This is a genomic window from Microbulbifer sp. TYP-18, from assembly GCF_040932045.1.
GTDB lineage: Bacteria > Pseudomonadota > Gammaproteobacteria > Pseudomonadales > Cellvibrionaceae > Microbulbifer.
This window is the reverse complement of the sequence record NZ_JBFRBC010000018.1, coordinates 1-23,364: the sequence shown is the minus strand read 5'-3', so window position 1 is coordinate 23,364 and position 23,364 is coordinate 1. Positions and strand designations below refer to the sequence as shown.

19 protein-coding genes and 1 pseudogene are annotated in these 23,364 nt (G+C 51.6%); 14 read left to right on the top strand and 6 right to left on the bottom strand.

The genetic code is table 11. From position 1 onward, the window contains the following. Positions 1-108: 108 nt before the first annotated feature. The gene (locus ABVT36_RS14115) at positions 109-1,104 is read right to left on the bottom strand and encodes a hypothetical protein (protein ID WP_368457113.1); all 996 of its coding nucleotides are present in this window, start codon (positions 1,102-1,104) and stop codon (positions 109-111) included. 447 nt (positions 1,105-1,551) lie between these two features. On the opposite strand from ABVT36_RS14115, the gene ABVT36_RS14110 reads away from it, so the two are divergent. The 8 genes from ABVT36_RS14110 (at position 1,552) to ABVT36_RS14075 (ending at position 13,472) form a co-directional block, all read left to right on the top strand. Next, positions 1,552-2,691 carry a glycosyltransferase family 4 protein gene (locus tag ABVT36_RS14110; protein ID WP_368457112.1) on the top strand — a complete coding sequence of 380 codons (1,140 nt, stop codon included), beginning with the start codon at positions 1,552-1,554 and terminating at the stop codon, positions 2,689-2,691. 153 nt (positions 2,692-2,844) lie between these two features. After that, positions 2,845-4,191: a methyltransferase gene (locus ABVT36_RS14105; RefSeq protein ID WP_368457111.1), complete on the top strand. Its 1,347-nt coding sequence runs from the start codon at positions 2,845-2,847 to the stop codon at positions 4,189-4,191. A 270-nt stretch (positions 4,192-4,461) separates the two neighbouring features. Next, positions 4,462-4,623: a winged helix-turn-helix transcriptional regulator gene (locus ABVT36_RS14100; protein ID WP_367150053.1), complete on the top strand. Its 162-nt coding sequence runs from the start codon at positions 4,462-4,464 to the stop codon at positions 4,621-4,623. Next, complete coding sequence (locus ABVT36_RS14095) at positions 4,586-5,080, top strand: ATP-binding protein (RefSeq protein WP_368457155.1); 495 nt, start codon at positions 4,586-4,588, stop codon at positions 5,078-5,080. The genes ABVT36_RS14100 and ABVT36_RS14095 overlap by 38 nt, the downstream gene beginning before the upstream one ends. A gap of 211 nt (positions 5,081-5,291) precedes the next feature. Then, positions 5,292-6,227, top strand: a complete 936-nt coding sequence (locus tag ABVT36_RS14090; RefSeq protein WP_367150054.1) for an NAD-dependent epimerase/dehydratase family protein — start codon at positions 5,292-5,294, stop codon at positions 6,225-6,227. Beyond that, complete coding sequence (locus tag ABVT36_RS14085) at positions 6,224-8,410, top strand: glycosyltransferase (RefSeq protein ID WP_368457110.1); 2,187 nt, start codon at positions 6,224-6,226, stop codon at positions 8,408-8,410. The genes ABVT36_RS14090 and ABVT36_RS14085 overlap by 4 nt, the downstream gene beginning before the upstream one ends. A 58-nt stretch (positions 8,411-8,468) precedes the next feature. After that, the gene (locus ABVT36_RS14080; protein WP_368457109.1) at positions 8,469-10,721 is read left to right on the top strand and encodes a glycosyltransferase; all 2,253 of its coding nucleotides are present in this window, start codon (positions 8,469-8,471) and stop codon (positions 10,719-10,721) included. 27 nt (positions 10,722-10,748) lie between these two features. Next, positions 10,749-13,472 carry a glycosyltransferase gene (locus tag ABVT36_RS14075; RefSeq protein WP_368457108.1) on the top strand — a complete coding sequence of 908 codons (2,724 nt, stop codon included), beginning with the start codon at positions 10,749-10,751 and terminating at the stop codon, positions 13,470-13,472. Positions 13,473-13,534: 62 nt separating this feature from the next. Here ABVT36_RS14075 and ABVT36_RS14070 read toward each other — a convergent pair whose 3' ends face one another. Further along, positions 13,535-14,815, bottom strand: a complete 1,281-nt coding sequence (locus ABVT36_RS14070; protein ID WP_368457107.1) for an NAD-dependent epimerase/dehydratase family protein — start codon at positions 14,813-14,815, stop codon at positions 13,535-13,537. A 526-nt stretch (positions 14,816-15,341) separates the two neighbouring features. Next, positions 15,342-15,512 (bottom strand): annotated as a pseudogene (locus tag ABVT36_RS14065) (IS91 family transposase); the annotation flags it as partial. Between the two features lie 152 nt (positions 15,513-15,664). On the opposite strand from ABVT36_RS14065, the gene ABVT36_RS14060 reads away from it, so the two are divergent. After that, complete coding sequence (locus ABVT36_RS14060) at positions 15,665-16,009, top strand: DUF4158 domain-containing protein (protein WP_368457106.1); 345 nt, start codon at positions 15,665-15,667, stop codon at positions 16,007-16,009. A 58-nt stretch (positions 16,010-16,067) separates the two neighbouring features. On the opposite strand, the gene ABVT36_RS14055 is transcribed toward ABVT36_RS14060, so the two are convergent. Further along, positions 16,068-16,226 (bottom strand): helix-turn-helix transcriptional regulator, encoded by a 159-nt coding sequence (locus tag ABVT36_RS14055; protein ID WP_367150060.1) that lies wholly within the window; start codon positions 16,224-16,226, stop codon positions 16,068-16,070. 384 nt (positions 16,227-16,610) lie between these two features. Here ABVT36_RS14055 and ABVT36_RS14050 point away from each other — a divergent pair, with 384 nt between their 5' ends. The 3 genes from ABVT36_RS14050 (at position 16,611) to ABVT36_RS14040 (ending at position 18,803) form a co-directional block, all read left to right on the top strand. Beyond that, positions 16,611-17,480 carry an SPFH domain-containing protein gene (locus ABVT36_RS14050; protein WP_368457105.1) on the top strand — a complete coding sequence of 290 codons (870 nt, stop codon included), beginning with the start codon at positions 16,611-16,613 and terminating at the stop codon, positions 17,478-17,480. Between the two features lie 3 nt (positions 17,481-17,483). After that, positions 17,484-17,690: a hypothetical protein gene (locus ABVT36_RS14045; RefSeq protein ID WP_368457104.1), complete on the top strand. Its 207-nt coding sequence runs from the start codon at positions 17,484-17,486 to the stop codon at positions 17,688-17,690. A 393-nt stretch (positions 17,691-18,083) separates the two neighbouring features. Then, complete coding sequence (locus ABVT36_RS14040) at positions 18,084-18,803, top strand: CPBP family intramembrane glutamic endopeptidase (RefSeq protein ID WP_368457103.1); 720 nt, start codon at positions 18,084-18,086, stop codon at positions 18,801-18,803. A gap of 242 nt (positions 18,804-19,045) precedes the next feature. On the opposite strand, the gene ABVT36_RS14035 is transcribed toward ABVT36_RS14040, so the two are convergent. Together ABVT36_RS14035 and ABVT36_RS14030 are read right to left on the bottom strand one after the other, a co-directional pair. After that, positions 19,046-19,891 (bottom strand): trypsin-like serine protease, encoded by an 846-nt coding sequence (locus tag ABVT36_RS14035; RefSeq protein ID WP_368457102.1) that lies wholly within the window; start codon positions 19,889-19,891, stop codon positions 19,046-19,048. A 15-nt stretch (positions 19,892-19,906) separates the two neighbouring features. Then, positions 19,907-20,682 (bottom strand): IS5 family transposase gene (locus ABVT36_RS14030; RefSeq protein ID WP_368457101.1). Its coding sequence is split into 2 segments (ribosomal slippage): positions 19,907-20,367 and positions 20,367-20,682, totalling 777 coding nucleotides; the frame shifts between segments, so codons are not numbered across the junction. 373 nt (positions 20,683-21,055) lie between these two features. Here ABVT36_RS14030 and ABVT36_RS14025 point away from each other — a divergent pair. Both ABVT36_RS14025 and ABVT36_RS14020 read left to right on the top strand, forming a co-directional pair. After that, positions 21,056-22,813 (top strand): hypothetical protein, encoded by a 1,758-nt coding sequence (locus ABVT36_RS14025; RefSeq protein WP_368457100.1) that lies wholly within the window; start codon positions 21,056-21,058, stop codon positions 22,811-22,813. A 401-nt stretch (positions 22,814-23,214) separates the two neighbouring features. Beyond that, the coding region (locus tag ABVT36_RS14020) for a helix-turn-helix domain-containing protein (RefSeq protein WP_368456351.1) at positions 23,215-23,364 on the top strand (150 nt) is incomplete at its 3' end.

Genomic DNA, 23,364 nt, shown 5'->3' with positions numbered 1-23,364 from the left:
TAAGGGTGAAAAATGGCCTTAAATCGTCTATTTGGGCCCAGAATTGCAGATTCAAACGATCAACGTGTTTGAATCTGGGGGTAAATCAACAGCATGCTAGAACCCCATCTATTGAAATTTTCTCTTAATTTGTCGCACTGCGCGGTCATAGCGGTTCTTGTTGTGCATACCTCTGAGCCCCTCGTCATGAAACGTATGCTCAAAGGTTTTCCCCACAGCATCAAGGTGGTCCAGCGCATCGACGGCATTGCCCTTCTCGCCCAGCAAATAGGCCTTGGATATCTCCATTCGTAATTGAAACATATCTTCCAAATGCTGATTGGCATAACAGTCATGATACTTCAGGCATTCATCTAATGAGGCCTGAGTAAATGGATCATATTCAACGATATGATCAGGAATCTTTTTAGTACATTTATATATCGAAGTGGTGAAAACCTGTCCATACCATTCAAAATACTCTGCAAGATAACCCATCGTTATTTTGATCCAAGGTAGCCGGTCAAAGAAAAAGTCCTGATTTATAAAAAATGACGAATCGGGGAGAAGATTTGGCATAAATTGTTGAGTGATATGCCTGTTTAGTGCCGGTGTTTTGCACATATCGACAAAACAGATTTCAATTGCCCGCTTTGGCCAGGTAAAGGTGTTGAAGTCGCCGATATTTAGGTTAATTAGCTCAGTGTACGGTGCAATATTGTCCTTGAGGGTAGGTACGAATGAGTCTCCGAATTTATACGTTGCAGGGCCGAAATGTCTGACAACATCGGCGCCGTTTGCAGGCGCTGGAAGATAGCCAAGTTCATAGCTATGAATCGGTTTTTCGCCTTCGAGCCAGTTCGAGCCCGGATTTTTCAGATAGGGATTCTCCGTAAGGCCCTGCGCAAGTGCAACGACGGAAGAGCCCATAAAGCTCCCCGCATCTATGACAAAACCCTGCGCTTTGTACTTGCTCTTCGCAAGAGAGTACAAAAATTTTCGTTCCGAAATGGACAGCATACCGGGTGTATCCAGTAGATGTGCTGGCGTTGGTATTTCGAAATCACTGATCTGCGGATGACAAATACACCCGGCGGCGGTTCTATCCCAACTCATGGTATTCAATCCGATGATCTCCTTCTAGAGTGGTCACGTTTGGCTGGATGCGGACGAGTTTCTTGGGTTTCATCTCGTCCAGTGATAAGCTGAGTCGCCGCCGCTGCCGCAAACCATATGCTCGCATTGCGCACACCACGGTTCGAGCACTTCGCATCAAGCCCGATATTGAGTGGCAATAGGCGATTACTCTGGGTTAGTAGCCGAGCATCCAGTGGTACGCCTTAGTGCACATGCTTGAGTTGACTAAGCTGCGCCAGATTGTACTACTATTTGAAGGTGGCGTGGGTTGGATTCGCGCGCCAAATTTTTTTTCGCGCGAGTAACAAGCGCAGCCTGCGCGTCCATGCGGGCGGGAATATGAGACTGTTGTCAGTAGCACACTCCGTTCCGGGGGGAAGCGATGGCTCCAAATGGGCCGAGAACTTGCGTAAATCTGTTCAAGCATCTAGGCGATTGGTCTACATTGTCAATGTAGACTGGTATTTTCTGCTGCACTGGCAGGACCGCGCGGAGGCGGCACAACAGTGTGGCTATAGCGTGCATATCTTGACCGCCTCGACCGATCCCGTTCTCGCCGTGCGCATCGCGGATTTGGGTTTTAAGCTGCACGAAATTCCTCTCTCCCGTAGAAGTCTAAATCCAGTGCGCGAGATTAGCTGCGTGATGCAGCTGTATTCGCTGCTCAAGGATCTTCAGCCCGACATTGTCCACTGCGTCACGCTGAAGCCGGTAGTTTACGGAGGCTTCATAGCGCGCTGGCGCAATATTCCCTGTCTGTCCAGTGTCGTGGGGCTGGGTTATGCTTACTCCAAGGACACGGTATTTTATAGGAGTTTATGGGCGGGCCTGGAGAAACTCATGGGATTTGCCTTCGCGGCGAGGAAGACCATGGTCAGCTTTGAGAATCGTCACGATATGGAGCTGCTGAGATCGCGGCAGGTGCTGTCCGGCTCCCAGGCCGTAATCCTACCCGGAGCCGGTGTGGATCTGGATCGATTTTCCTGGAGTGAGGAGGTTGACGATGGCAGGACCACCCTGAAAATTTTGTTTGCCGGCCGGCTGCTGAAGAGCAAGGGGCTGGATCAGCTCGTGGCGGCGGTGGAGTCTCTTCGAAGGCAGGGCAAAACCCTAGAGCTGCATGTCGCCGGAATAGTCGACAGCGACAGCCGCGATGCGATACCAGGCGATGAGCTTACTCAATGGATCTCCGGAGGAATTATCGATTGGCACGGCCAGGTTCGCGATATCGAGCGACTCATAGCGGATGTCAATCTTGTCTGCCTTCCCACCCGTTATGGCGAGGGGCTTCCGCGGATCCTGGTGGAGGCGGGCGCGGTGGGTCGTGCGGTGGTCGCTACTGATATGCCGGGTTGCAGCGAGTTTATTCATTCGAATCGAGATGGCTTGCTGGTACCTGCCGGTGACCTAGAGGCACTGGAGAGTGCCATAGGCGCGCTGGTCGATGATCCCGACCGGCGCCGGCAGCTCGCCACCAACGCTCGCAAAAAAGTTGAACAGACTTATAGTAACGAACATGTCATCGCTCAGACTCTCGGCTTGTATGAGGATCTGCTGCGGAATATAGTACCCTGACCTATGGATACAGGGGGCCTGCAATGTCGGCTCGGCGTAGCGGCGAAGCCTCCGAGGTGGCGGGGGCTGCGGCGCGCAACGAGCAGGTGTATGCTTTTGCCGCAGGCGAAGATCGCGTAGCTCCATAGACTTGTATCAAGTACGGATGCCCGAATGTTGAAAGACACACTGTCAGAGGCGCGCAGACTGCGAATAGGCGGCGAGATAGATGCCGCGCTGGACTTGTTGCTGCGGTGTACCCCCGAGAGGCCACACCTATGGCTATCTCTGGAAATTTCAAGGTGCTACCTGCTTCGTGGAGAGATGGACAGGGCCGAGCAAACATTGGCCGATTTCGAAGGGCCAGAGAGTGAACGTGTCGGCCTCGTCATGCAATACGGCCGAATTCGTGAACAGAGGGGCGAGTTGCAGGCCGCCGCAGACCACTATCGCAGGGCCCTTCTTCTGGACTCCGATAGCACTGCCGCCGCCCGATGTCTTGAACGAGTGCAGGCCACGCTGGACGCCGAGGCCCACCGCGCGTCCCTTGAAAGTCTGGTCGATGAGATTGAACGCATTTTAGGGGCGGGGGCGGGGGAGCTGGACGCGCTGCTGACCCGCCTTCGCGACTATTTGCCCTTTATTGAGCGCAGTCGCTGGGATGAGGATGGGCTGTATGCGAGGGCTGCCCATATTTTGTTCAATTGGGATTGCCGCGAGGCGCTTGCGAATTACCATCCCGCACTGATAGACATGTCGGTGAGTCTGGGCTACCTGATCTGGCCTAGGCGAATTCAGCGTTATGTGCAAGGGCGTAGCGTGCTCGATGTCGGCTGTCGATTCAGTGCATATGGAGCCGGGTTTCTGGCCGCGGGTGCCAGTTCCTATACCGGGCTCGATCCGCAGTTGGAAATGGACGGTTTGCGTGCCAAGAACAAGCGGACGCGCGAGTGGTCGCAGATGCCGATGACGGGCAGGGAGGCGATGAAGCTTCTACCGGGCCTGCATCTGATCCAGGGTAAATCGGAAGACATTGCCCACACGCAGCAGTACGACTGTATCGTCATGCACAATGTTACCGAGCACTTGATGGACATAGATCGAGTGTTCGAGGGGCTGGTGCCCTTGATGCACCAGGACTCGAAAATGATCTTCCTGCACCACCACTATTACTCCTGGAACGGGCACCACCGCCCGCCCATCAGGTTGAGCCAGTATGACCCCCAGAACGAACAGCACCGTCGCTACGCCGACTGGCAGCACGTCATTGGGATCGGTCAGATTCCGCCCGACGACTATCTTTTCAGGAATCTCAACCGGGTTACATTGAACGCCCTCCGGACATTGGTCGATCGACTGCTGGATATTGAGATCTGGGAAGAACAGCGGGATACCGAGGACATTCTGGCAAGATTGACTCCTGATATCGTCGAGGAAGCGGCGCGACAACACGATGTTGGTTACGAGGACCTGGCCACGCGCTCAGTATTCTGTGTGGCTACAAGCAAAGCGTCCCAATAGGGCCCTTATATCGCAGCCCGATTGGTTTGTAGTGCCGGATGCATTTTTTTCCTAACTGTGAACGCCGAATTTTCCCAACTGTGAACACCTGTTTTCGCCAACCGTGAACACTTTTGCCGCCCGGCAAAAATAGGTGTTCACAGATAAAAATCACCGTTCACGGTTGACAAGATTCCTCTACTCTCCCCCTTCCGCAGGCCCTCACTTACCCTGCGCTCCTTTCGTGTTTCTCAACCGTCAGGAGCCAACATGACAACCAAGAGGGTCTCTATGCAAAAACTCAAGGAACTACTGCGCCTCCACCACGAGGCCAACCTCTCCCAGCGCCAGATCGCCCGTAGCCTCAACCTCTCCGTGGGCGCCGTCTCCAAGTACCTGCGCCGCGCCGAGATGGCTGGGATCACCTGGCCACTGCCGCCGGAGTGGTCTTAAGCAGCGCTGTAACCTGCTGATTGAGGGGCCCGCCGGCACCGGCAAAACCTACCTCGCCTGCGCCCTCGGGGCAAAGTGCCTGCGAGCGGGGTATCCCAGTGCGCTACTTCCGCAGCAGCCGCCTGCTGGAGAGCTTCACTATCGACCACGGCGACGGCAGCTTCGGCAAGCTGCTCTGGCGCAACTCGCCAAGACCGACGTCCTCATCCTTGACGACTGGGGACTGGAGGGGCTCACGCCGCCGCAGCGCAACGACCTGCTGGAAGTGATCGAGGACCGCCACGGTCGCGGCTCCACCCTCATCACCAGCCAACTGCCCGTCAGCAAATGGCACCAGACCATCGGCGACCCCACCCTCGCCGACGCCATCCTCGACCGGCTGCTGCACAATGCGCACCGCATCAAGCTGGAGGGCGAATCCATGCGCAAAAAACTCGCAGAAGTTGACTCACTGTGAACACTTGCGCTACAAAGGTGTCGCCTGTGTGAGGGCGGCGTCTGGGGTGTTCATGCTTCGCAAAATTAGGTGTTCACAGTTGCAAAAATACGCAGCTACAAGCAAAGCGTCCCATTTAGGGCCCTTTTATCACAGCCCGATTGGTTTGTAGTGCCGGAGTTAGCGAGTCGCTTGAATAGGGATTGTTTGAACTGGCGGAGGCTATAGCTCGATGATCGATAGAGTATTGGTTACCGGGGGCGCGGGTTTCGTGGGCAGTAACCTGGTCAGGTTGTTGCTCGAACGAGGCTATGCGGTACGTGTACTGGACAACTTTGCGCGAGGCCGGCAGGCCTACCTACAGGGATTGGACGTTGAGATAGTAGAGGCGGACATACGTCAGGCCGAGGCTATTGGCGGGGCCTTCGCAGGAGTCGATCGGGCCGTGCACCTGGCGGCCTTGGGTTCCGTGGTTGAGTCGATCGAGGACCCTGTCACCAATTTCGAATCCAATGTGCTTGGCACTTTCAACGTGCTCAGGGCTGCCACAGAGGCCGGCGTCGAAAGGCTGGTTTTCTCATCCACTGGTGGCGCTTTGATCGGCAATGCCACGCCACCGGTTAACGAGAACTCATTGCCCAGGCCGATATCGCCCTATGGCGCGGGTAAGCTCTGTTGCGAGGCCTACTGTCACGCCTTTGCCCACGCTTATGGACTGCCGATCGTGGCTACGCGTTTCGCCAACGTCTATGGTGCGTATTCAGACCACAAACAGGGTGTCATAAACCAGTTCTTTCGCCGCATACAGGCGGAGCAGCCCATGGTTATCTACGGTGACGGCAGCGCAACCCGGGACTATATTCATGTGGACGATATCTGCCGGGGCCTGCTGTCGGCGCTCACGCTGGATTTGTCCACACCGGAGGTTATTCACTTGGCCAGTGGAGAGGAGACGTCCCTGGCAACCCTGGCGGGCTACTTTAAGGAGATTAGTGGACAGCCGGATCACCCCATAGAATTTGCTGACCGGCGGCCCGGAGAGGTCGAGCGAAACTTTGCTACGTATGATCGCGCACGCGAAGTGCTTGGATTCCACCCCGAAATCAGTTTGCGGGAGGGCTTGGCTATGACATGGGATTGGTTTTGCCAACGCAACTTTGACGAATGAGGGTTGGCCCCATGCAGGCGGAGATTTTCCCCGGGCTGGAATCTGATTCCCGACGAGCCACTAAACCGTCAACCAAAAGCGTTTTGATCGTGTGTCAGGATATTCTGGGGCCGGTTAGAAATGGAGGAGTCGGGACGGCTTTCTACTATCTCGCCACGGAGCTGGCCAGGGTGGGGCATAGGGTAGAGATTCTGTTCAGCCTCGGCTCTTATTCGGCAGACCATAGCTTTGCCCATTGGGTGGCTTGGTATGGGGAGAGAGGGATCAAGTTGACTCCGTGTCCCATGCCTGGGATCAAACCGGTTTCCAGCCTGATGGGCGAGGCCTGTGAGCTACAGTATGGCGTCTACGAACATCTCAAGCGGCACGCAGATGAGTACGACCTGGTCCACGGGTCGGAGTGGGGCGCCGATCTCTACTACTGCCTGCTGGCAAAGAAGCTCGGCCTTCACTTCTCGAACCTGCACTTCGTCCTCAAGGCCTCCAGCCCACTGCTGTGGAGCAGGATCGGAAACAGCCAGCCGGCGTCGCATATAGCGGATCTACCGAGAATCTATATGGAGAGACGGTGCATCGAGTTGGCGGATACCGTAGTCAGTGGCAGTCAATATATGTTGAACTGGATGCGGGAGAACGGCTATGAGCTGCCCGCCGGTCGCTGTTTCGCGCAACCCAATGTGTTTCCTGACACTGTCGTAGAATCCCGCCCACCAGCACTCGCGGACTCCTTTGATGAGATCGTTTTCTTTGGTCGGCTGGAGCCGCGCAAAGGGCTGCTGGTTTATCTCGACGCGCTTGCCATGTTGCTGTCAAACAGTTCCGGCGCGTACCTGTCGCAGATCCGCTTCACCTTTCTCGGTAAAAAGCGCAGTGATTTTGATGCAAGCGCAGCCATCCGCAGTGTACTCGGGCCATTTGGAGTTGCGTACCGGATAGTAGATGGCCTGGGCCAACCGGAGGCTCTGGCTTATCTGGTGGGCCGACCGGGCTGCCTGGTGGTAATGCCATCGCTCATCGATAACAGCCCCTTTGGTGTCTATGAAATGCTGGCCTGCGAAAAGCCGTTTATCACCAGCAATCGCGGTGGCGCCAGGGAATTGATCCAGCCACAGGAGCATGAGCGAACCCTGTGTGATCCCACGCCGCCGGCACTGTCGATGTGCATCGCGAAGCAGCTCGCCGGGAAGCCGCAAACGACGCTTGCGGTGGGTAAGTTTTCAGAGTCTTTAGCCGATTGGAAAAGATGGCATGAAACAAGCTGTTTAGCGTCGCATACAGATGTTCTCACCGGTGAGGATCCATTGGTCAGCATCTGTCTTGTGACCTGTAACCGGCCGGCAGAGTTGGCCCAGGCTATCGATTCGGTAGCGCGGGTAGAGTACACGAATATCGAACTGATTATTGTGGACGATGCCTCGGATTTAGAGCCAGCCAGGGAGTTCATCGATACACTAAAGCAGCGGCAGTTTGATTTTCCGTACCGGCTTATACGGCAGGAAAAGGGTTATTTAGGTAAGGCGAGAAATAGAGCCGCCAGAGAGGCGGCGGGTGAGTATCTCCTGATGCTGGATGATGACAATCTGTTGCAGCCCCAGGCCCTGCGGTGTTTTGTCGATGTGGCCAGGCGCACCGACGCGGATATTCTAACTTGTTTCAGCGACATGTTTCTCGATGTGAGCGGTAGTCAGCCCCCTGCTTCTTCTGGTCGTATCCTGTTTGTTGGAGCCGATCTGTCTACGGGTTACTTCCGCAATCCCTTTGGCGATTCGAACTGCATGATCAAGCGGACAAGCTATGTCGAGATCGGGGGCTTCAGCGAAGAGTATAAGGTCGGCCTGGACGACCAGGAGTTTTTTGCCCGCGCCGTGCTGCGAGGATTTCAGCTGGAGCTTATCCCGGAGTCGCTCTACTGGTACCGGGTGGGTGCAAATCGTATGCGCAGCAAGCACTACGCGAGCTTCGCCGGTAGACAGCGGGTTACCGAAACCTATATCCGAGAATTGAGTTTAAACGCAGGGATAGACAACCTGCTGCGCTATGCCCAGGGGCAGGCTGCCGATGAAGTCAGTGTGAAACGGCTGCTCGCCAGGCGGCTCCTTCGCTATAACAGAGTCCGCCGATTCATGTACCGCTTTCCCCGCCTACTTGAAATGCTCAAGCCCTTGCTGAGAAAGCTGCTATGAATTATTTCGAGAATCCCTCAAGAGTCAGTGACTGAGGTCGTCCCGATGAGTAGGTCCTATGCCTTCACCTGATTTCTTTTACCAGCGCGATAGAATCGATCTGGCGGGACAGGCGCGCAGCGATCTTGCCTTTCCGGGATTGGGCCAGGCTGCATGTGCCGCTCTTCCTTTCAGGCCACTGAACATCTGCATCATCACCCAAGATTTCGTGGGGCCGGTTCTCAACGGTGGCATCGGTACCGCTTATATGTACGCGGCCCGAGCGCTCAGCGAAGCGGGACACAAGGTCACGGTGTTTTACTGCAGTAAGAGCTGTGTCAATGAGACGCTAGAATACTGGCGCGACTTCTACGCAAAACGGCATATAGAATTTATACCGGCGGACGATATCGATGTCGTTCTCGCCAGGGGACCGATGACCAGCGTGATGCGCCTGCCCTACATGGCGCTGGACTGGTTGAAAACGCGCGAGATGGAATTCGATATTGTTCACGTGTCCGAGTGGAGCGCGACAGGATATCTTTGTCTTCAGGCGAAGTGCTCGGGGCTGCATTTTCAGAAAACACGGTTCGTGGTCAAGTGCTCCAGCCCTTTGCTCTGGAACCGTATGGGCAATGCGGAGACGATAGCGGATGTGAGGTCCCTGTCGACGATGTTCATGGAGCGTCGGTGCGTGGAGATGGCGGACTATGTGATCTGCGGCAGTCGATATCTGCTGAATTGGATGGTGGATCAGGGCTACGCGTTACCCCATGGCAGAACCTATGTGCAGCCGAACGTGTTTCCGGTTGGAGACATCCATATCCGGGAAGGGGAAAGCAGAATCGTCGAGGTCGAAGAGCTGGTTTTCTTCGGTCGTCTTGAGTCTCGAAAGGGTATCCATTTCTTTGTCGACGCCCTGGTCAATCTCAAAGCTGACGGCTTTTTTGATGGGCGCCAAGTGCCCAGGGTGACGCTACTGGGCAAGGTCCGCAAGACTTTCAAACTGGCGCCGCTGATCGAGCGTTTGCAGGCCTCCTTGGGTATAGAGGTGACGGTGTACCAGGATAAGAGCCAGCCCGCGGCATTGGATTATTTGAAAGCAGAGAGGGGCCGGGTCGCGGTAATGCCTTCCCTGATGGATAACAGCCCTTTCGGCGTCTACGAATGCCTGGCCAAAGCCATCCCTTTTGTCACCAGTTCCGCCGGCGGTGGCAGGGAGTTGATCGCCGAGGCGGATTGGCCTGATGTGGTATTTGAAGCGAGTCCGAATGGTCTGGCGTGTTGCCTGCGCTCTATATTGGAAAACGGCTGTCCACTGGCCACCGCATCCTTCGATTTTGAAAAGAGCCTGTCTGAGTGGTTGCAGTGGCATTTGTGGGCGGCGGATCAGCCGGCGAGCGAAAGGCGCGCTGGGCCCGATGGCAATTTAAAAAAACCGTTGGTCAGTGTTTGCATTGCCCACCACAACCGTGGAGCACTCCTACGCAATGCACTTGAATCCGTGCTGAAACAGACCTACCGCAATCTCGAAATTGTCATTGTGGATGATGGCAGTACAGACGGTCAGTCCATAAAAGTTCTGGCGGACATCGAGAAGTCTGCTTACTCTTTCCCTGTGAGCGTGGTTCGGCAGGACAATCGCTATCTGGGTGCGGTGAGAAATTCGGGGATTGCCCAGGCGAAGGGCGATTACATACTTTTCATGGACGACGACAATGAGGCGAAGCCGGAAGAAGTCGCCACCTTTGTTAAGGTGGCCGGCCATACCGAAGCGGATGTTCTCACCTGCTGCTCCGACACATTCGTCGGGTTTCGGCCAGATACTGAGCCCGACAAGAGTAGGCGGATCATCTACCAGGGGGAAAATCTGGCGATGGCGCTGATGCTCAATCCATTCGGTGACAGCAACTGCTTTGTGCGCCGGGAGGCCGTTAAAAGGATAGGCGGCTTTTCTGAGTATTATAAGGTCGGGATGGACGATCTGGAGTTTTTTGTCCGGGCGTATCTTTCCGGGCTGAAGATTTTCATGGTTCCAGAAGCGCTTTATTGGTATCGAATAAACCAGACCAGGATGCGCCAGAGCCAGTACAGTCGCTACGCCGGCCGCGTCCGGGTTCTGGAGCCTCTTACTCAGGGCATGCAGCCTGAGATAGCTAATCTGCTGCGCTACGCGTCGGGGATGTGTCATGAGCACGGCCAGACCACGGGTAGTGCCGCGAATCCAAAGGGCCGGATCAAGGAGGCCGGGCGCCGGGTGGTAGGGCATTCTGCCGGGCTTGAAAAGCTTGCGCGGCGCGTTTATCACCGCCTTTTTAATCCCCAGCGCTGACTCGAGAGCAGGAGGTTGCGAAATCGCATGAGTGACAAGAAATCTGGCGGTAGTCTGCGCTCAGATGTTATGTCTGGCTACAGGGAGGCACACCTCGCGCCCCCCGTGGGTAGTCTGGACAGGGAGCACCCCATCTACGATGAGGCAACCTTTCAGTCCAGTACGAAGGTGGTTGAAGGGGTTTTGCCCAGAGTACACGACGCGGACTTTGGTGAGTTTTCTGACCTGAGTGGGTATCTTCTTCCGGAGTCGCAGCATCGCCCCCTGCGCGTTTGTATTGCGACGGAAGATATCGCCGGCCCGGTTCGCAATGGCGGCATTGGCACAACCTACACGCATCTGGCCCACATGTTGGCTAAAGCCGGACATGCCGTCACGATTCTTTATCTTAGAGGTAACCACTCGGAGATCGAGTCCATCGAACATTGGATCGATCACTATGCCACCAGGAACGTAGAATTTGTACCGGTGCCGGACCCGGAACTGCCGCTGGAGTGCGACTCACCGCGCTGGATCTTGCCCATGATCGCCATGTACCAGTATCTCGCTGGACGGCAGTTCGATCTGGTCCATGTTTCGGAATGGCGCGGATCGGCGTATTACTGTCTGCTCGCCAAACGGCAGGGTATCGCATTTCAGGACACTGTCTTTTGTGTCAAATCCTCCTCGCCCTGGCTGTGGAACCGCGATTACCTCTCGATACCGCTGGAGGCGGATGACGAACTGGTCAAATGCTACGCCGAGAAGCGCTCCGTCGAATTGGCGGACATCGTAGTGGGTGGAAGTGCCCACCTGCTCCGATGGATGCAGGTGCAGGGCTATCGATTGCCGCATGAAAGGACACACGTCCAGCCCAATGTGTTGGCCCTGGAGCCGATTGAAATGGACGGTGAATCTGCGCGCGCCGTCGGTGTTGTGCAGGCGATTGATGAGCTGGTGTTCTTTGGTCGCCTCGAATGGCGCAAAGGCCTGCAAATTTTCTGTGACGCCGTGTCCCGCATGGTTAGGGCGGGGATCACACCGAAAAAGGTCGCTTTTTTGGGTAAACCCGGTTTGCGTATTGCCACCCATGCGCATTTGAGCCCCGAGGAGTACATCTGCGAGCAGGCAGAGCGGTGGCCTTTTCCCATCGAGATACACACCGATTTTCAACACTCCACCGCTATTCGCTATCTGAGCGTGCCCGGGCGTATGGCGGTGATGCCATCGCTAATTGAAAACAGTTCCCTGGCGGTCTACGAGGCACTGGTTTACCGCTTTCCCTTTCTGGCCAGTGACGTCGGGGGCACTCGGGAGCTGGTAAGTGAGGACTATTGGGAAAAAGTGCTGTTCAAGCCCTTGCCGCAGGCTTTGTGGCCGCGGCTTGCAGCAGTACTCAAGAAGGGCGGTGTGGTAGCCGCGCCGGCCTTCGACAACGAGCGGAACCTGTTCATGTGGGGGGCTTTTCACGGTAGCCTTGGCGGCATGATAGAGCGCGATGAGCACCGCAAGTACTTCCCTGTGCCATCGTCGCCGCAGGCGGAGGTTGCTGGAGTCTCGGTATGTATGGTGCATCGGGACGAGCCAGAGCGCCTGGAATTCGTTCTTCACCGCTTTGAGCAGCAGTCACATGAGCACTGCGAGCTGATAGTGATCGACGACGACAGTGAGCTTGCCGAGGCTCGGCAGAAGTTCGCCAGCCTGGAGTCAAAATACGAATCCAAAGGCTGGAAATTTCTGCGCAACAGCGACCGACTGGGCTATGCCGCCTCACAAAACAGGGCTGCGGCAGCGGCGGAGGGGCATTGGCTATTGTTCACCGACTTAGATAACGCGCCCCGGCCGGATGCCCTTGAGATCTTCGAACGGACTGCCCGGTGTACAGGGATGGATGCCATGTTTTCGTTCCATGAAGTACTGCCATCGGAGCATACCGTAGCGGGTGAAGTGCAGCGGCAGGGCAGCGTGCTACACGTACCGTTGGGAGCGGACGACGCCTGCAGCTTCTACGGCAACATGACAGTGGAATCAGACCTATTCCTGAAGCGCGACGCCTTCCTGCGGCTGGGCGGATTCAATGACATCTACCGGGTGGGTGGCGAGCGCACCGAGATCTTAATTCAGGCTCGACTGAAGGGTTATCAAGTCGACTTAATACCCCGTGCTCTAACTCGGCGGAGACACCCGGAGGATTGCACCAGCGAGCGTGAGAATGCCAAGGGAGCCGATGCGTTGCGCCTGGTCCGACTGTACAGCGGTATGGCTCCGCTGGCGCACCAGAATATCCTCTGGTCCGCCAGAGGTTTCTACGGCCGCATGAGGCATTTTCGAGGTCGATTCAAGGAAGCGCGGGAAAAGTCGGCTGAACAGCGGGACCGGATAAAGCGCCTGTGGAGCAAGCGCAAAGAGCTGGAAGATAAGATTGCCCAGCTGCGTCAAGCGGCACAAACCAGCAGCGCTGCGGACAAGGTACGCCGAGCGGAGCTAAAAGAGATGAGCCGCAGAAACGCTGAGCTGACGCGGCCACTGAAGAGCAGTGACCATGCGACCAAAAAACAGTCCGCTGAGTTAGGTGAGCTAAGGCTGACAGCGGCGAATCTTGAGGAAGAGATGATTCACTTGCGCAAGCGGTTGCGGGAACTGCGGGCAGCCAATCAGAGGGTAAGGAAGACCAGGGACCGCTACGAAATCGAGCTGGCCAATCTGCGACAGAGTACCATCTGGAGGTTAACGAAACCCCTGCGGCGATTTGTGGACCGCATTCGGCGATAGAGGCCAGACGGCCATCCAGACAAGCCGAAAGTCTTGTATCTCTCGCCGTCGGCTGGGGCAGGCTAAGCCTCGGCCAGATCCCTCTCAGTGCCGGAGAGCCGGGCGTTGAGCTGCTCGATCTTTTCGGCATCGACAGCTACTGACACCTTCTTTTCTTGCTGCAGAATGGCGGCAGCGCGCTCGCTGTTCCAGTAAGATACACACTGTATTTTCCGTCGATCGCAGCGTTGGGCATATCGCTGCGCGATATCGACTACTTCGCCGAGTAGGCCCTGTTCTAATCGGGTGGGTTTCAGTCCCATCTCAAGTAGGCAGGCGTTCTCAACATGCAACTCATTTTCCTCTGCCTCGTGACGTGGGTTGGACAGAAAATCCACGCTGCCGTCGGCAATTTCCGCAACCATGCTGGCGAGATCGCGAACTTTGTGTGTCTCCGTCATCTGGTTCATGATCTTGACGCGCTCCCCACAGGCGGGCGGGTTGAGCACGGCGAGTTCTATGCAGCGCACAGTATCGCGTATGTGAATGAAGGCACGGGTCTGGCCGCCTGTTCCATGCACGGTCAGCGGGTAGCCTATGGCGGCCTGCATGAGAAAGCGGTTGAGAACCGTGCCGTAGTCACCGTCGTAGTCGAAACGATTGATCAGGCGCTCGTCCAGGCTGGTTTCTTCTGTGGCAGTCCCCCAGACTATCCCCTGATGCAAGTCCGTGATCCTCACCTTGTCGTTCTTGTTATAGTAGGCGAAAAAGAGCTGGTCCTGAGATTTGGTTAGGTGGTAGACACTGCCCGGATTAGAGGGGTAGAGGATCTCCTGGTCGCTGACAGTGCCATCGGGCAATTCAGTCTTGATAGGCAGATATCCTTCTGGAATTTTCATACCAGCGGTACCGTAGCCGTACACGCCCATCGTGCCCAGGTGTACGATGTGGGTGTCCAGCCCCAGTTCCACGATTGCGCAGAGCATGTTGTGGGTGGCGTTCAGGTTATTACTGACGGTATAGATCTTTTCTCTCGTGCCTTTCATGGAGTAAGGAGCGGCGCGCTGCTCTGCAAAGTGAACGATGGCGTCGGGATGCTTTAGCTCGATCAGTTCTTTCAGCGCAGGGTAGTCAGCCGCGATATCCAACAAGGCGAAATCGATGGTTTTGCCCGTAATCTCCTGCCAGGCCTCGACTCTCTCACCGATCGATCGAATTGGGGTCAGCGATTCGACTTCCAGCTCGACATCGATCTTTCGCCTGGAGAGGTTGTCAACAATGGTGACATTGTGACCTTGCTGGGATAAATACAGAGAGGTGGGCCAGCCACAGAACCCGTCGCCGCCGAGAATGAGAATATTCAATTCTGGGGTCTCCTCAGGTAAATTTGAGTAACGTCCTAAACGCTACATAACTGACATTCATTGAAGAGTGTAGATTCGGGGTATAGGAAGCATAAACCACCTATTTAGCCTTAAGCCGACCTAATCACTATCGAACTTAAGCCTGCGCTACAAGGGTGTACGATTTCACCCCAAAAAATAAGAGTTTTAACGGAGCAGGAGGCTTCTAGATTTCGCAGATCAGAGAGAATAGCCGACACTTTCCATCTCCTTATGTTTAGGGCCATGTAGGGTGTGCAGTCACTAACCCATAAAGGTTGCTTAGCTTGGGTGGTAATTAGGTAAGCCGAAGTATTCTACCCGAAATCCCTGCGATTGTTTACCATTCAAATCCCAAGTTTTAAGCTGTGGACATTTGAAATCGATCACTTTTGGCTCTTTTTGATCGAAAAGTCCTGCGGATAGTTCTCTTGGCGCAAGTCGCTCCACGGTCCGTTGTCAGGCCCGCTGTAAACTGTGAAAGTTGGCAGTGGTTGGCTTTACGTCGTCAATCGAATAGACCAGTCTGCGGTGAATCGAACAGTTTTTCCTGAGGCGGTGCCCGTTCTGGCAGCAGTGTGTGGCGAGGTGTGTCGGGATTGGCGGCTTTCTGCGTAAGATGTTTGAGGATGTGCCCAATCACTGCCGGATCCTCAATACTGGCAACCACCTTGACGTGACGGGGTACTAGGGACACCCCCGCCGCAAATAACACTTCGCCCTGAAACCCAGGCCTGGCAAGGCTTTCAGGAGTGCTTTACTTTCTGACCTTCCTCTGAATTGGCTGATTTTCAGCCGATTAGGCTAAGATCGGACGTTTTGGATTCCCGAATGAGCCTGAAAAGCAAGCGCCGCGCCATCCTCCTGGATTCTGAGAGTCAAGATCTATATGGTGCACCGAAGCTCACCCACGAACAGAAGCGGTACTACTTCTCCCTGAATGATCCCGAATTCGATGCCCTTCGCTCAATCCGTGACCGCTACAACAGGGTCTACTTTGTCCTGTTGCTGGGCTACTTCAAGGTCAAGCCCGTTGTCCTGAACATCCGCTATAGCGATGTGCGGGAGGACCTGCAGTTCATTGCAGGCGAGTTCTTCCCCGGCATGAAACTCGGGCGCAAGAACTTGTCACCCATGCAAAAGTGCGAATCTACCGGCGCATATTTCAGCTATTAGACTACCAATCGTTTGATGATGACAGCGAAGCGGCTTAAAGCGGGACTGTCTGGTATTGTCAGGACACCCCAGCCAGTGTGAATAGCAAGGTCACAGGAATGAGCAATTTGCCCCCTTCGTAATGCGCCTTCGTTTGCTGGGCAATACCCAGCGCATTGGCAAACTGTGTCTGAGTCATGTTCTGGGCTTTACGAAATTGCGCTTTCCCCTTTCCCATAGCAATTGGCGTAAGAGAGCTTCTGGAAAGACTTCACCCACCACTAGCAGGCTGTTGAAATTCGAAGAATTTCGACGCCTGGTTCCGGAATATGGATGTTCCGGCACAATCGGCGACACCTAACTCGTTGATTTTGCGAGAAAAGTGAAAATCACATTTTTCGCTTTTCGTGTGTTGCAAAAGGCAGGATGCCTTTTTCAGCAACCTGCTAGGGCAGCATTGTCCGTCATCCGCCGGGCGAATAGCTGGGTTTCAAGCCTCAATATACAGCCACATACCGGGGGGTCTCGCGCATACGAAAGGATATGTTGTGATAAAGGTTGACTAAAACTTTTGAGTGATATTATTATGATATCATAAGCATGTCAAATTATAGGATTTCCAATGATCACAGAGAAAAAAGCGTTTACGGTCAACGGTTACGGCATGGTCGCGGTTTTGCTGTTGTTGCAGCTGGTTTCCGCGGGCATGGTGGTGAGGGGGGTGGTGATGGTAGATTCCGCCGCCATTGTGGGCTGGATCCTTGCATCTTTGGTTGTCGCCTTCTGCTGGCACGGGTTGTTTCTGGTGGCTCCCAACCAGGGCAAGGTGCTGCAACTGTTCGGTAAGTATGTGGGCACCGAGCATGTTACCGGGCTGCGTTGGACTAACCCTTTGATTTTTACGCGCATACCCATCTCGTTGCGGGTGAGAAACTTTGAAAGTGGCAAACTCAAGGTCAACGACGCCAACGGAAACCCCATCGAAATTGCGGCGGTGGTGGTGTGGAAGGTAGTGGACTCCGCCGAGGCTTACTTTGAGGTAGACGATTACGAGAGCTTCGTTACCATCCAGAGCGAGGCAGCGCTACGCAACGTGGCCAACGAATACCCCTACGACAATCATAGCGATGAGGTTCTGTCCCTGCGCGGCGACCCAGCCGGTATCGCCGGAAAAATTCGAGAGCAGGTGCAGGAGCGCCTGGGCAAGGCGGGCATAGAGGTGATAGAAACGCGCATCAGTCACCTCGCCTATGCGCCGGAAATCGCCCAGGCCATGTTGCGTAAACAGCAGGCTAGTGCTGTGCTGGCGGCTCGCCGGTTGATCGTGCGCGGCGCGGTGGAAATGGTGACCGATGCGATCAGGTCCCTAGCAGAATCCCAGGAGCTTGAACTGGACGAAGAACGCAAGGCCAATATGGTCAGTAACCTGCTGGTCGTCATTTGCGGCGAGCAGCAGGCACAGCCTGTTATCAACAGTGGCAGTCTCTATTAAGCCATGGCGAAGAAAAAAGCCTTTCCACTGAGAATCAACGAGCAGGTGTTGGCGGCCATGCAGCGTTGGGCTGACGATGATTTGCGTAGCGTAAACGCTCAGATAGAGTATGTGCTGCGCGATGCACTGGTGAATTCCGGTCGTGTCAAGTTGGTGCAGAAGGTGGTGACAGAGATTGAGGAAAAGGATGGAGATTCCGTAGACAACTAGCAGGCCGTTGATTTTGTCGCCCGGGAACATTGGGCTAGATACAATACGAAAAATATAACTCATAGAGGATTTCAGTTCAGTGCGCCGTATGGAGGTTTTTCAGGAGTCTCTTTTAACAACAGTGCAGTTGGAATCGTCTGTTCCAGCAGATCACCCACTGAGGCCGATCAAAGCGCTCTTGAATGAGGCGATGAAGAACTTCAATTGGCTCTTCAGCAGCATATACTGTGAAACCGACAGGGAGTCCAACCCTCCGAAACTCCAATAGGGAATTAAGAAAGGAGAGCACAATGAGGCTTTCTGATTTAACATTGACTCTTAAGGTTTATTGACGCAAAATAATTTCGCTTATTCAAGATTAATCTTTAACACTTAAAAGCTTAAAGTCACACAATGATCAATGCTATCAATAAATTATTTAGGCCGAATCATTCCTCGACTATAACATCAAACACGGCCTTCTTTATCGATCTGGTCGGCTATCTGGCTGTTATGTTTTTAATTCGGGAAGTCTATTTTTCTGAGTTTAATTTTATTGCTAATGGGCTATTTTGGTCATTCACGACGCTAGTGTTCGCGTCTTGGCGCATGAGAGTTAGGCAAATAAGCTGGAAGGATTTAGGATTATGCATACCTGACGACTTAATGAAAGCATTTATAGCAACTGTTGCCACACTAGCCTTGACTATCTTGCTGATTATCTTATTTGAGATATTTAAAGATGTAATTGAAACTCCACTATCGGTTGATAAATCTGACGAGCAAGCTGCTTCCAAGTTTGGAGAGTTAAAGGATAACTGGTGGTTTTTTCTATCTTTGATTCCTTTTATTTGGCTCCAGTCTTGTTTGGAAGAAATTCTTGACAGGGGATTTTTGTTAACCTGGATTGAGAAAACACTATCCAGTACCATTTTCGCAATGGTGATAGCTGTTGTATTACAAGCGCTGATTTTTGGTTTTCGACACTCTTATGATATTTCAGAAAGGTCAATAACCGTAGCGCTTATTGGACTTGCTATGGGAATTTGTTACGTTGCGTTTGGACGCAATTTGTGGCCATTAATAATCGCTCACTGCGTTTTGAATACTATATCGATGATTGAAAGGGTTTAGCTTGAATAGGTTTTACTAACTAAAGAAAAAATTCCAAGGGACTTCTCAAAATAGTCGTTATCCATCGCTAGTTCATAATCCATAACGTTTCAAGTGTCTGCAGAAAAACCATGGAAAATAATAGGTACTTTATACCTCCAAAACACAAAAGGGCCAATAAACTACCATATGCGGGCCAAAATGTAAGGCGGTGTTGGGGGCGAGCTAGAAACCTGCCTTTACCCGATTGGGGTAACTTACGGTCACTGTACTTCTATAGAAGCACATAATTCATTCATGTTTTTAGATTGCATATTGTCCTGAAGAAAAGGGTTCTGAGTGGCAATCTTTTCTCTCGCTACATCGTCTTTAGCTGAGATCACTTGTTGTATCCAGTCTCTATAAGATGAAACCCTGGTGTATACTTCAGTGACTCCATATTCGCCAACCTCATAAAACCATGAGTCGGTACGTGAACTGATACCGAGTAATATATATTTGTCTCCCTCCCTAATATAGGCTGGCCCACCACTATCGCCGTTTCCAGAAACTCCTTCCAGCACTTCTCCTTTTGAGCCTTTTTCAAAACTAAAAACGATATCTGTATCAGTTACTCTAATTATTTTATTTTGGGCTTTTCTCAATCTGCCGTTATTTTCCTTATAGCTTATTGTCTGTCCCTTTTGACCAGTTCCTGTCCCGCCTACACCGATAAACCAGGCTACTTTTCCCTTTTCAAATTTAGCATCATATAATTCGGCTGGTTTAATATGTGTGACAGGAGAGCTAAGCTTAATTAAGGCTATGTCATTCTCTCCTCCCAGCTGATATTTAGGGTGAGAATATCGATTTGAAATAGATACTATTTTATTCCCGACGTTGATTTTCTGTCCGGGATTCATGCAAAATACAGCATGAGCTGCAGTGACAACCCATTCAGGATCAACAAGGGTTCCATGAACGCCAATGCTGTACAAGGTTGCTAATGGAGGAAAGTCGGAAGGGACTGCGTAATAACTTTCGTCAGAAACATCATGCCGAATGACAATTGCATCAGCTGCCGATGTAGTAAGACTCACAGTTAAAATCAAGAATTGAGTAATTTTCACATGAAACTCCTTTTTCTAGGGCCTGTTAACACTAATTAGCCGGTCAGCGATCAATGAAAAGTTGATGAAGAACTTAAAAACGACATCCAACTTATCAAATCGACTAAATATTCTTCGGAAACCTTTCAAGCGGCGAAACAGACGCTCTACTTCATTTCGCTTTTTATACATCTCTTTGTCGTACTCCCAAGATGTCAGTCGATTGACCTTCGGAGGTACGACAGGCGTCATACCTAAATCCAAAACGAGTTGTCGAGTATCATTGCCTTCGTAGGCCCTATCCATGATGACGCTGGCACCTTCCCAACCGCAGTTTTCTAGCCTCTTCAGCAAGTTACGGCCCTCTGGCGCATCGCCAGATTGACCGGGGGGCAAGGAAAAGGTCAGCGCAGTGCGGTCATCTGCCGCTACCATGTGAATCTTAGTTGACCATCCACCTCTTGATTTTCCAATGGCTTGAGGGCCGTTTTTTTTAATGCGCCTGTGCCGTCTGGATGGACTTGAATGATCGTACTGTCCAGAGAAACTTCATCCACTTGAATGTTGATCACATCGGCATCTTGAAGGACACCAAAGACATGATCCAATACACCATTTTTAGCCCAGCGATTTACACGGGTGTAGATGCTGTGCCAATTACCAAAGTGCTCAGGCAGCCCTCGCCACTTACAACCATGCTCAGCCACGTACAAAACAGCGTTTATGACCTGGATATTCGGTATTTTGACGTTACCCCGCTGTAAAGGCAGCAGGTGTTCGATAATTTTGAACTGCGATTTTGTGATTTCCATAAACGCACATTTTATCAAAATTAATGTTAACAGGCCCTGGTAAGATCGCTTACGAATTGGGCGTATCGCTGGTACGAAGCCCCGAATTATAGAGCCATGGCTGACATCCACAAAAATTCCCCCCTAACTTATTGATTTAATTATAGGTAGAATGTGTTCAAGAACGAGAGGTTGAACCAGGCGACTTGAGCCGATGGCTCACTATCTTTGGTTACTATTTGAACGAATAGTCTATAACCTATCGCAATTAAAGGCTTTTCTGCGGAGCTTGGAAGCCCCATCCCAGAAATAATGGCTAAATGGATAGTGAGCCACTGGCTCTTTAATAAACTGTTATCTTTCTCTACAGAATACTGACTTAGGTTTTAGCTTGATGAAAAAAATATTATTAACGACTGCTCTAAGCTTTGCTTGCATAACAGCACCAGTTTTGTCTGCATCTAACTCAAATCTCATGACCAATGAAGCGATTGGCCATAAGGCTTCAATCAATTTTCCGAATAATGGTGCTGAGTATTGGGCAGTGAGAACCAAAGCCGTAGACTACGCAAAAAACAATGAGTGGGATAAAGCCATCCCATTGCTAGAGCAACTGACGATGCAGTATCAGGACGATGGAGATACTTGGTTTTTATTAGGTCATGGGTACTTGCAAGCTGAGCAATATCAAAAGGCGATACCAGCATTAGAGAAAACGCTTAAGATTGGCACAATAATATCAGGGATAAAGTCAGCATCATCTCCATCAAACGACATAATGATCAAAATTGCTCAATCCCATTCCGCTATCGGAAATAAGGCTGAAGCACTAGCCTGGATTCAAAAATCACTTGAATTTAGGTGGGACGACAGAAAGTCTCTTATTAACAACGCCAAATTTGAGAAAATTTCTGGTGATGTACACTTTCAGAAGCTTTCAGGTGAGTTCCTCGCTCCGGATTTATCAAGAAACGATGCCTGGGCTAATGATTTACAATTTTTATTAAGTGAAATAAAACGTCTTCACGTTGATCCATATCATAGTGTTTCTGCCGAGGAGCTTGAATTAAAAGTAAAATTAATCGTCGAAAAAATCCCGAAATTAAGCGATGAGCAAATCGTATTTCAATTTATGGAGCTGCTAGCTAGTGTAGGTAATGGACATAACTTTATTGTGCCGACCAACTCCTTGAAAGGCGCTTTTACTCGCCTACCGGTACAGTTCTATTGGTTTAACGATGGTATTTACATTGTTAGAGCTAGCGATCGCTATAGGCATTTAATTGGCCGAAAAATCATTTCAGTGGAGAATATTCCTGTTGAGCAGGTAATGGAGCGAATTGAGAAGGTTAATGCCAGAGATAATGAAATGCAACAATATTGGCTAGGACCTTACTATCTAGCTATCCCGGAAGTCCTCAAGGGGTTAAATGTAGTGAGCGACACCAAAAGTATTGCTCTTGCTTTAGTTGATGAGAACGGCAAAGAGGAAAAAGTAATGTTTTCGGGAGAGCCATTTAGCTTTGGCGGTTTTCCGAGATTGCCGGAGCTTGAAAATGCTGATAATCCAGAATATCTGACAAGGATTAGTGAAAATTACTGGTATTTTGAAAACAGAGAAGCTAATTATTTTTACATACAGTTAAATGCTGTTGCCCAGAGCAAATCACAATCGCTTTCTGAGTTTAGTGGCGAAGTTCGTCAAAATATCAAGAAAAGTAATATAAAAAATGTAATTCTGGATTTGCGACATAATAGTGGAGGAAATGGATCTATTATTCCTCCTCTCACAAGAGCTTTAATTCACTTTGTAGAGCAAGATACAGATAACAAGTTGTTCGTTATAGTTGGTCGCAATACATTTTCAGCCGCACATTTATTACTGGCAGATATCAACCGGCTGACAGATGCGATCATAGTCGGCGAACCCAGTGGGAGCAGGCCGAACCATCTTGGTGAAGCCGGTTGGTTTAAGCTTCCATACAGTGGTGTTTGGGGAATAATATCTTCTCAGTATCATCAAGCTTCGAAGGCTGAAGATCATCGTATATGGATTGCTCCGCATTTGCCTGTATCTCTGTCATCCGTGAGCTACTTTTCGGGTGAAGATCCTGCCATGAAGCAGATAATTGAAGTCATTAAAAAGCAATAATTATGCTTAAAAGATAGCAAAGCGTTGCACCGGACAAGCCGGTGGACATGGCGTTATACGAGATGAGTGCAAAATGAGTTACGAAAACAAGAAAAACATAGCCTTAAGAGGCGAATCAAAAAGCTTATATGTGGTTTTCTAATCACTCGTGCTTGGCTCTAGGTTTCTAATTAGTGAGGTGGTTTTTCCAAAGAACTGGATTTTTTCTGTTGCAGTCACAGTTCTTTGTATCGCTTGGCTATTGGCGCAATCATTCACTAGGGCTATAGAGTGTGAATCTTGTAAGTATGAGCTTAGGGCAGTGTTAATGCAGTTAGGTAAAAGCTCAATTCAAGGCTTTTGCCTAAAGTGTTGCATTGAAATATTAACCCGGCACGCTTATAGTTTTGTATAATGGCAGCATGAATAAAATAGATGCTCGAAAAATACCGGCTTCCGCCCAAGAAGAAAAGCGCCGCACAGCTATCAAGCTTTGGAAAAATGGAATGCGTGTCATCGAAGTAGCAGACACGCTGGACGTATCGGATAAGGCGGTTCGTAACTGGATCAGG

What these genes read in the sequence shown, in the direction of transcription:
- ABVT36_RS14025 (WP_368457100.1), top strand. Translation starts at nt 21,056, where the DNA reads ATGAAAAAAATATTATTAACGACTGCTCTAAGCTTTGCTTGCATAACA.
- ABVT36_RS14085 (WP_368457110.1), top strand. Translation starts at nt 6,224, where the DNA reads ATGAGGGTTGGCCCCATGCAGGCGGAGATTTTCCCCGGGCTGGAATCT.
- ABVT36_RS14075 (WP_368457108.1), top strand. Translation starts at nt 10,749, where the DNA reads ATGAGTGACAAGAAATCTGGCGGTAGTCTGCGCTCAGATGTTATGTCT.
- ABVT36_RS14040 (WP_368457103.1), top strand. Translation starts at nt 18,084, where the DNA reads ATGATCAATGCTATCAATAAATTATTTAGGCCGAATCATTCCTCGACT.
- ABVT36_RS14055 (WP_367150060.1), bottom strand. Translation starts at nt 16,226, where the DNA reads ATGGGAAAGGGGAAAGCGCAATTTCGTAAAGCCCAGAACATGACTCAG.
- ABVT36_RS14100 (WP_367150053.1), top strand. Translation starts at nt 4,462, where the DNA reads ATGCAAAAACTCAAGGAACTACTGCGCCTCCACCACGAGGCCAACCTC.
- ABVT36_RS14045 (WP_368457104.1), top strand. Translation starts at nt 17,484, where the DNA reads ATGGCGAAGAAAAAAGCCTTTCCACTGAGAATCAACGAGCAGGTGTTG.
- ABVT36_RS14080 (WP_368457109.1), top strand. Translation starts at nt 8,469, where the DNA reads ATGCCTTCACCTGATTTCTTTTACCAGCGCGATAGAATCGATCTGGCG.
- ABVT36_RS14090 (WP_367150054.1), top strand. Translation starts at nt 5,292, where the DNA reads ATGATCGATAGAGTATTGGTTACCGGGGGCGCGGGTTTCGTGGGCAGT.
- ABVT36_RS14050 (WP_368457105.1), top strand. Translation starts at nt 16,611, where the DNA reads ATGATCACAGAGAAAAAAGCGTTTACGGTCAACGGTTACGGCATGGTC.
- ABVT36_RS14105 (WP_368457111.1), top strand. Translation starts at nt 2,845, where the DNA reads ATGTTGAAAGACACACTGTCAGAGGCGCGCAGACTGCGAATAGGCGGC.
- ABVT36_RS14060 (WP_368457106.1), top strand. Translation starts at nt 15,665, where the DNA reads ATGAGCCTGAAAAGCAAGCGCCGCGCCATCCTCCTGGATTCTGAGAGT.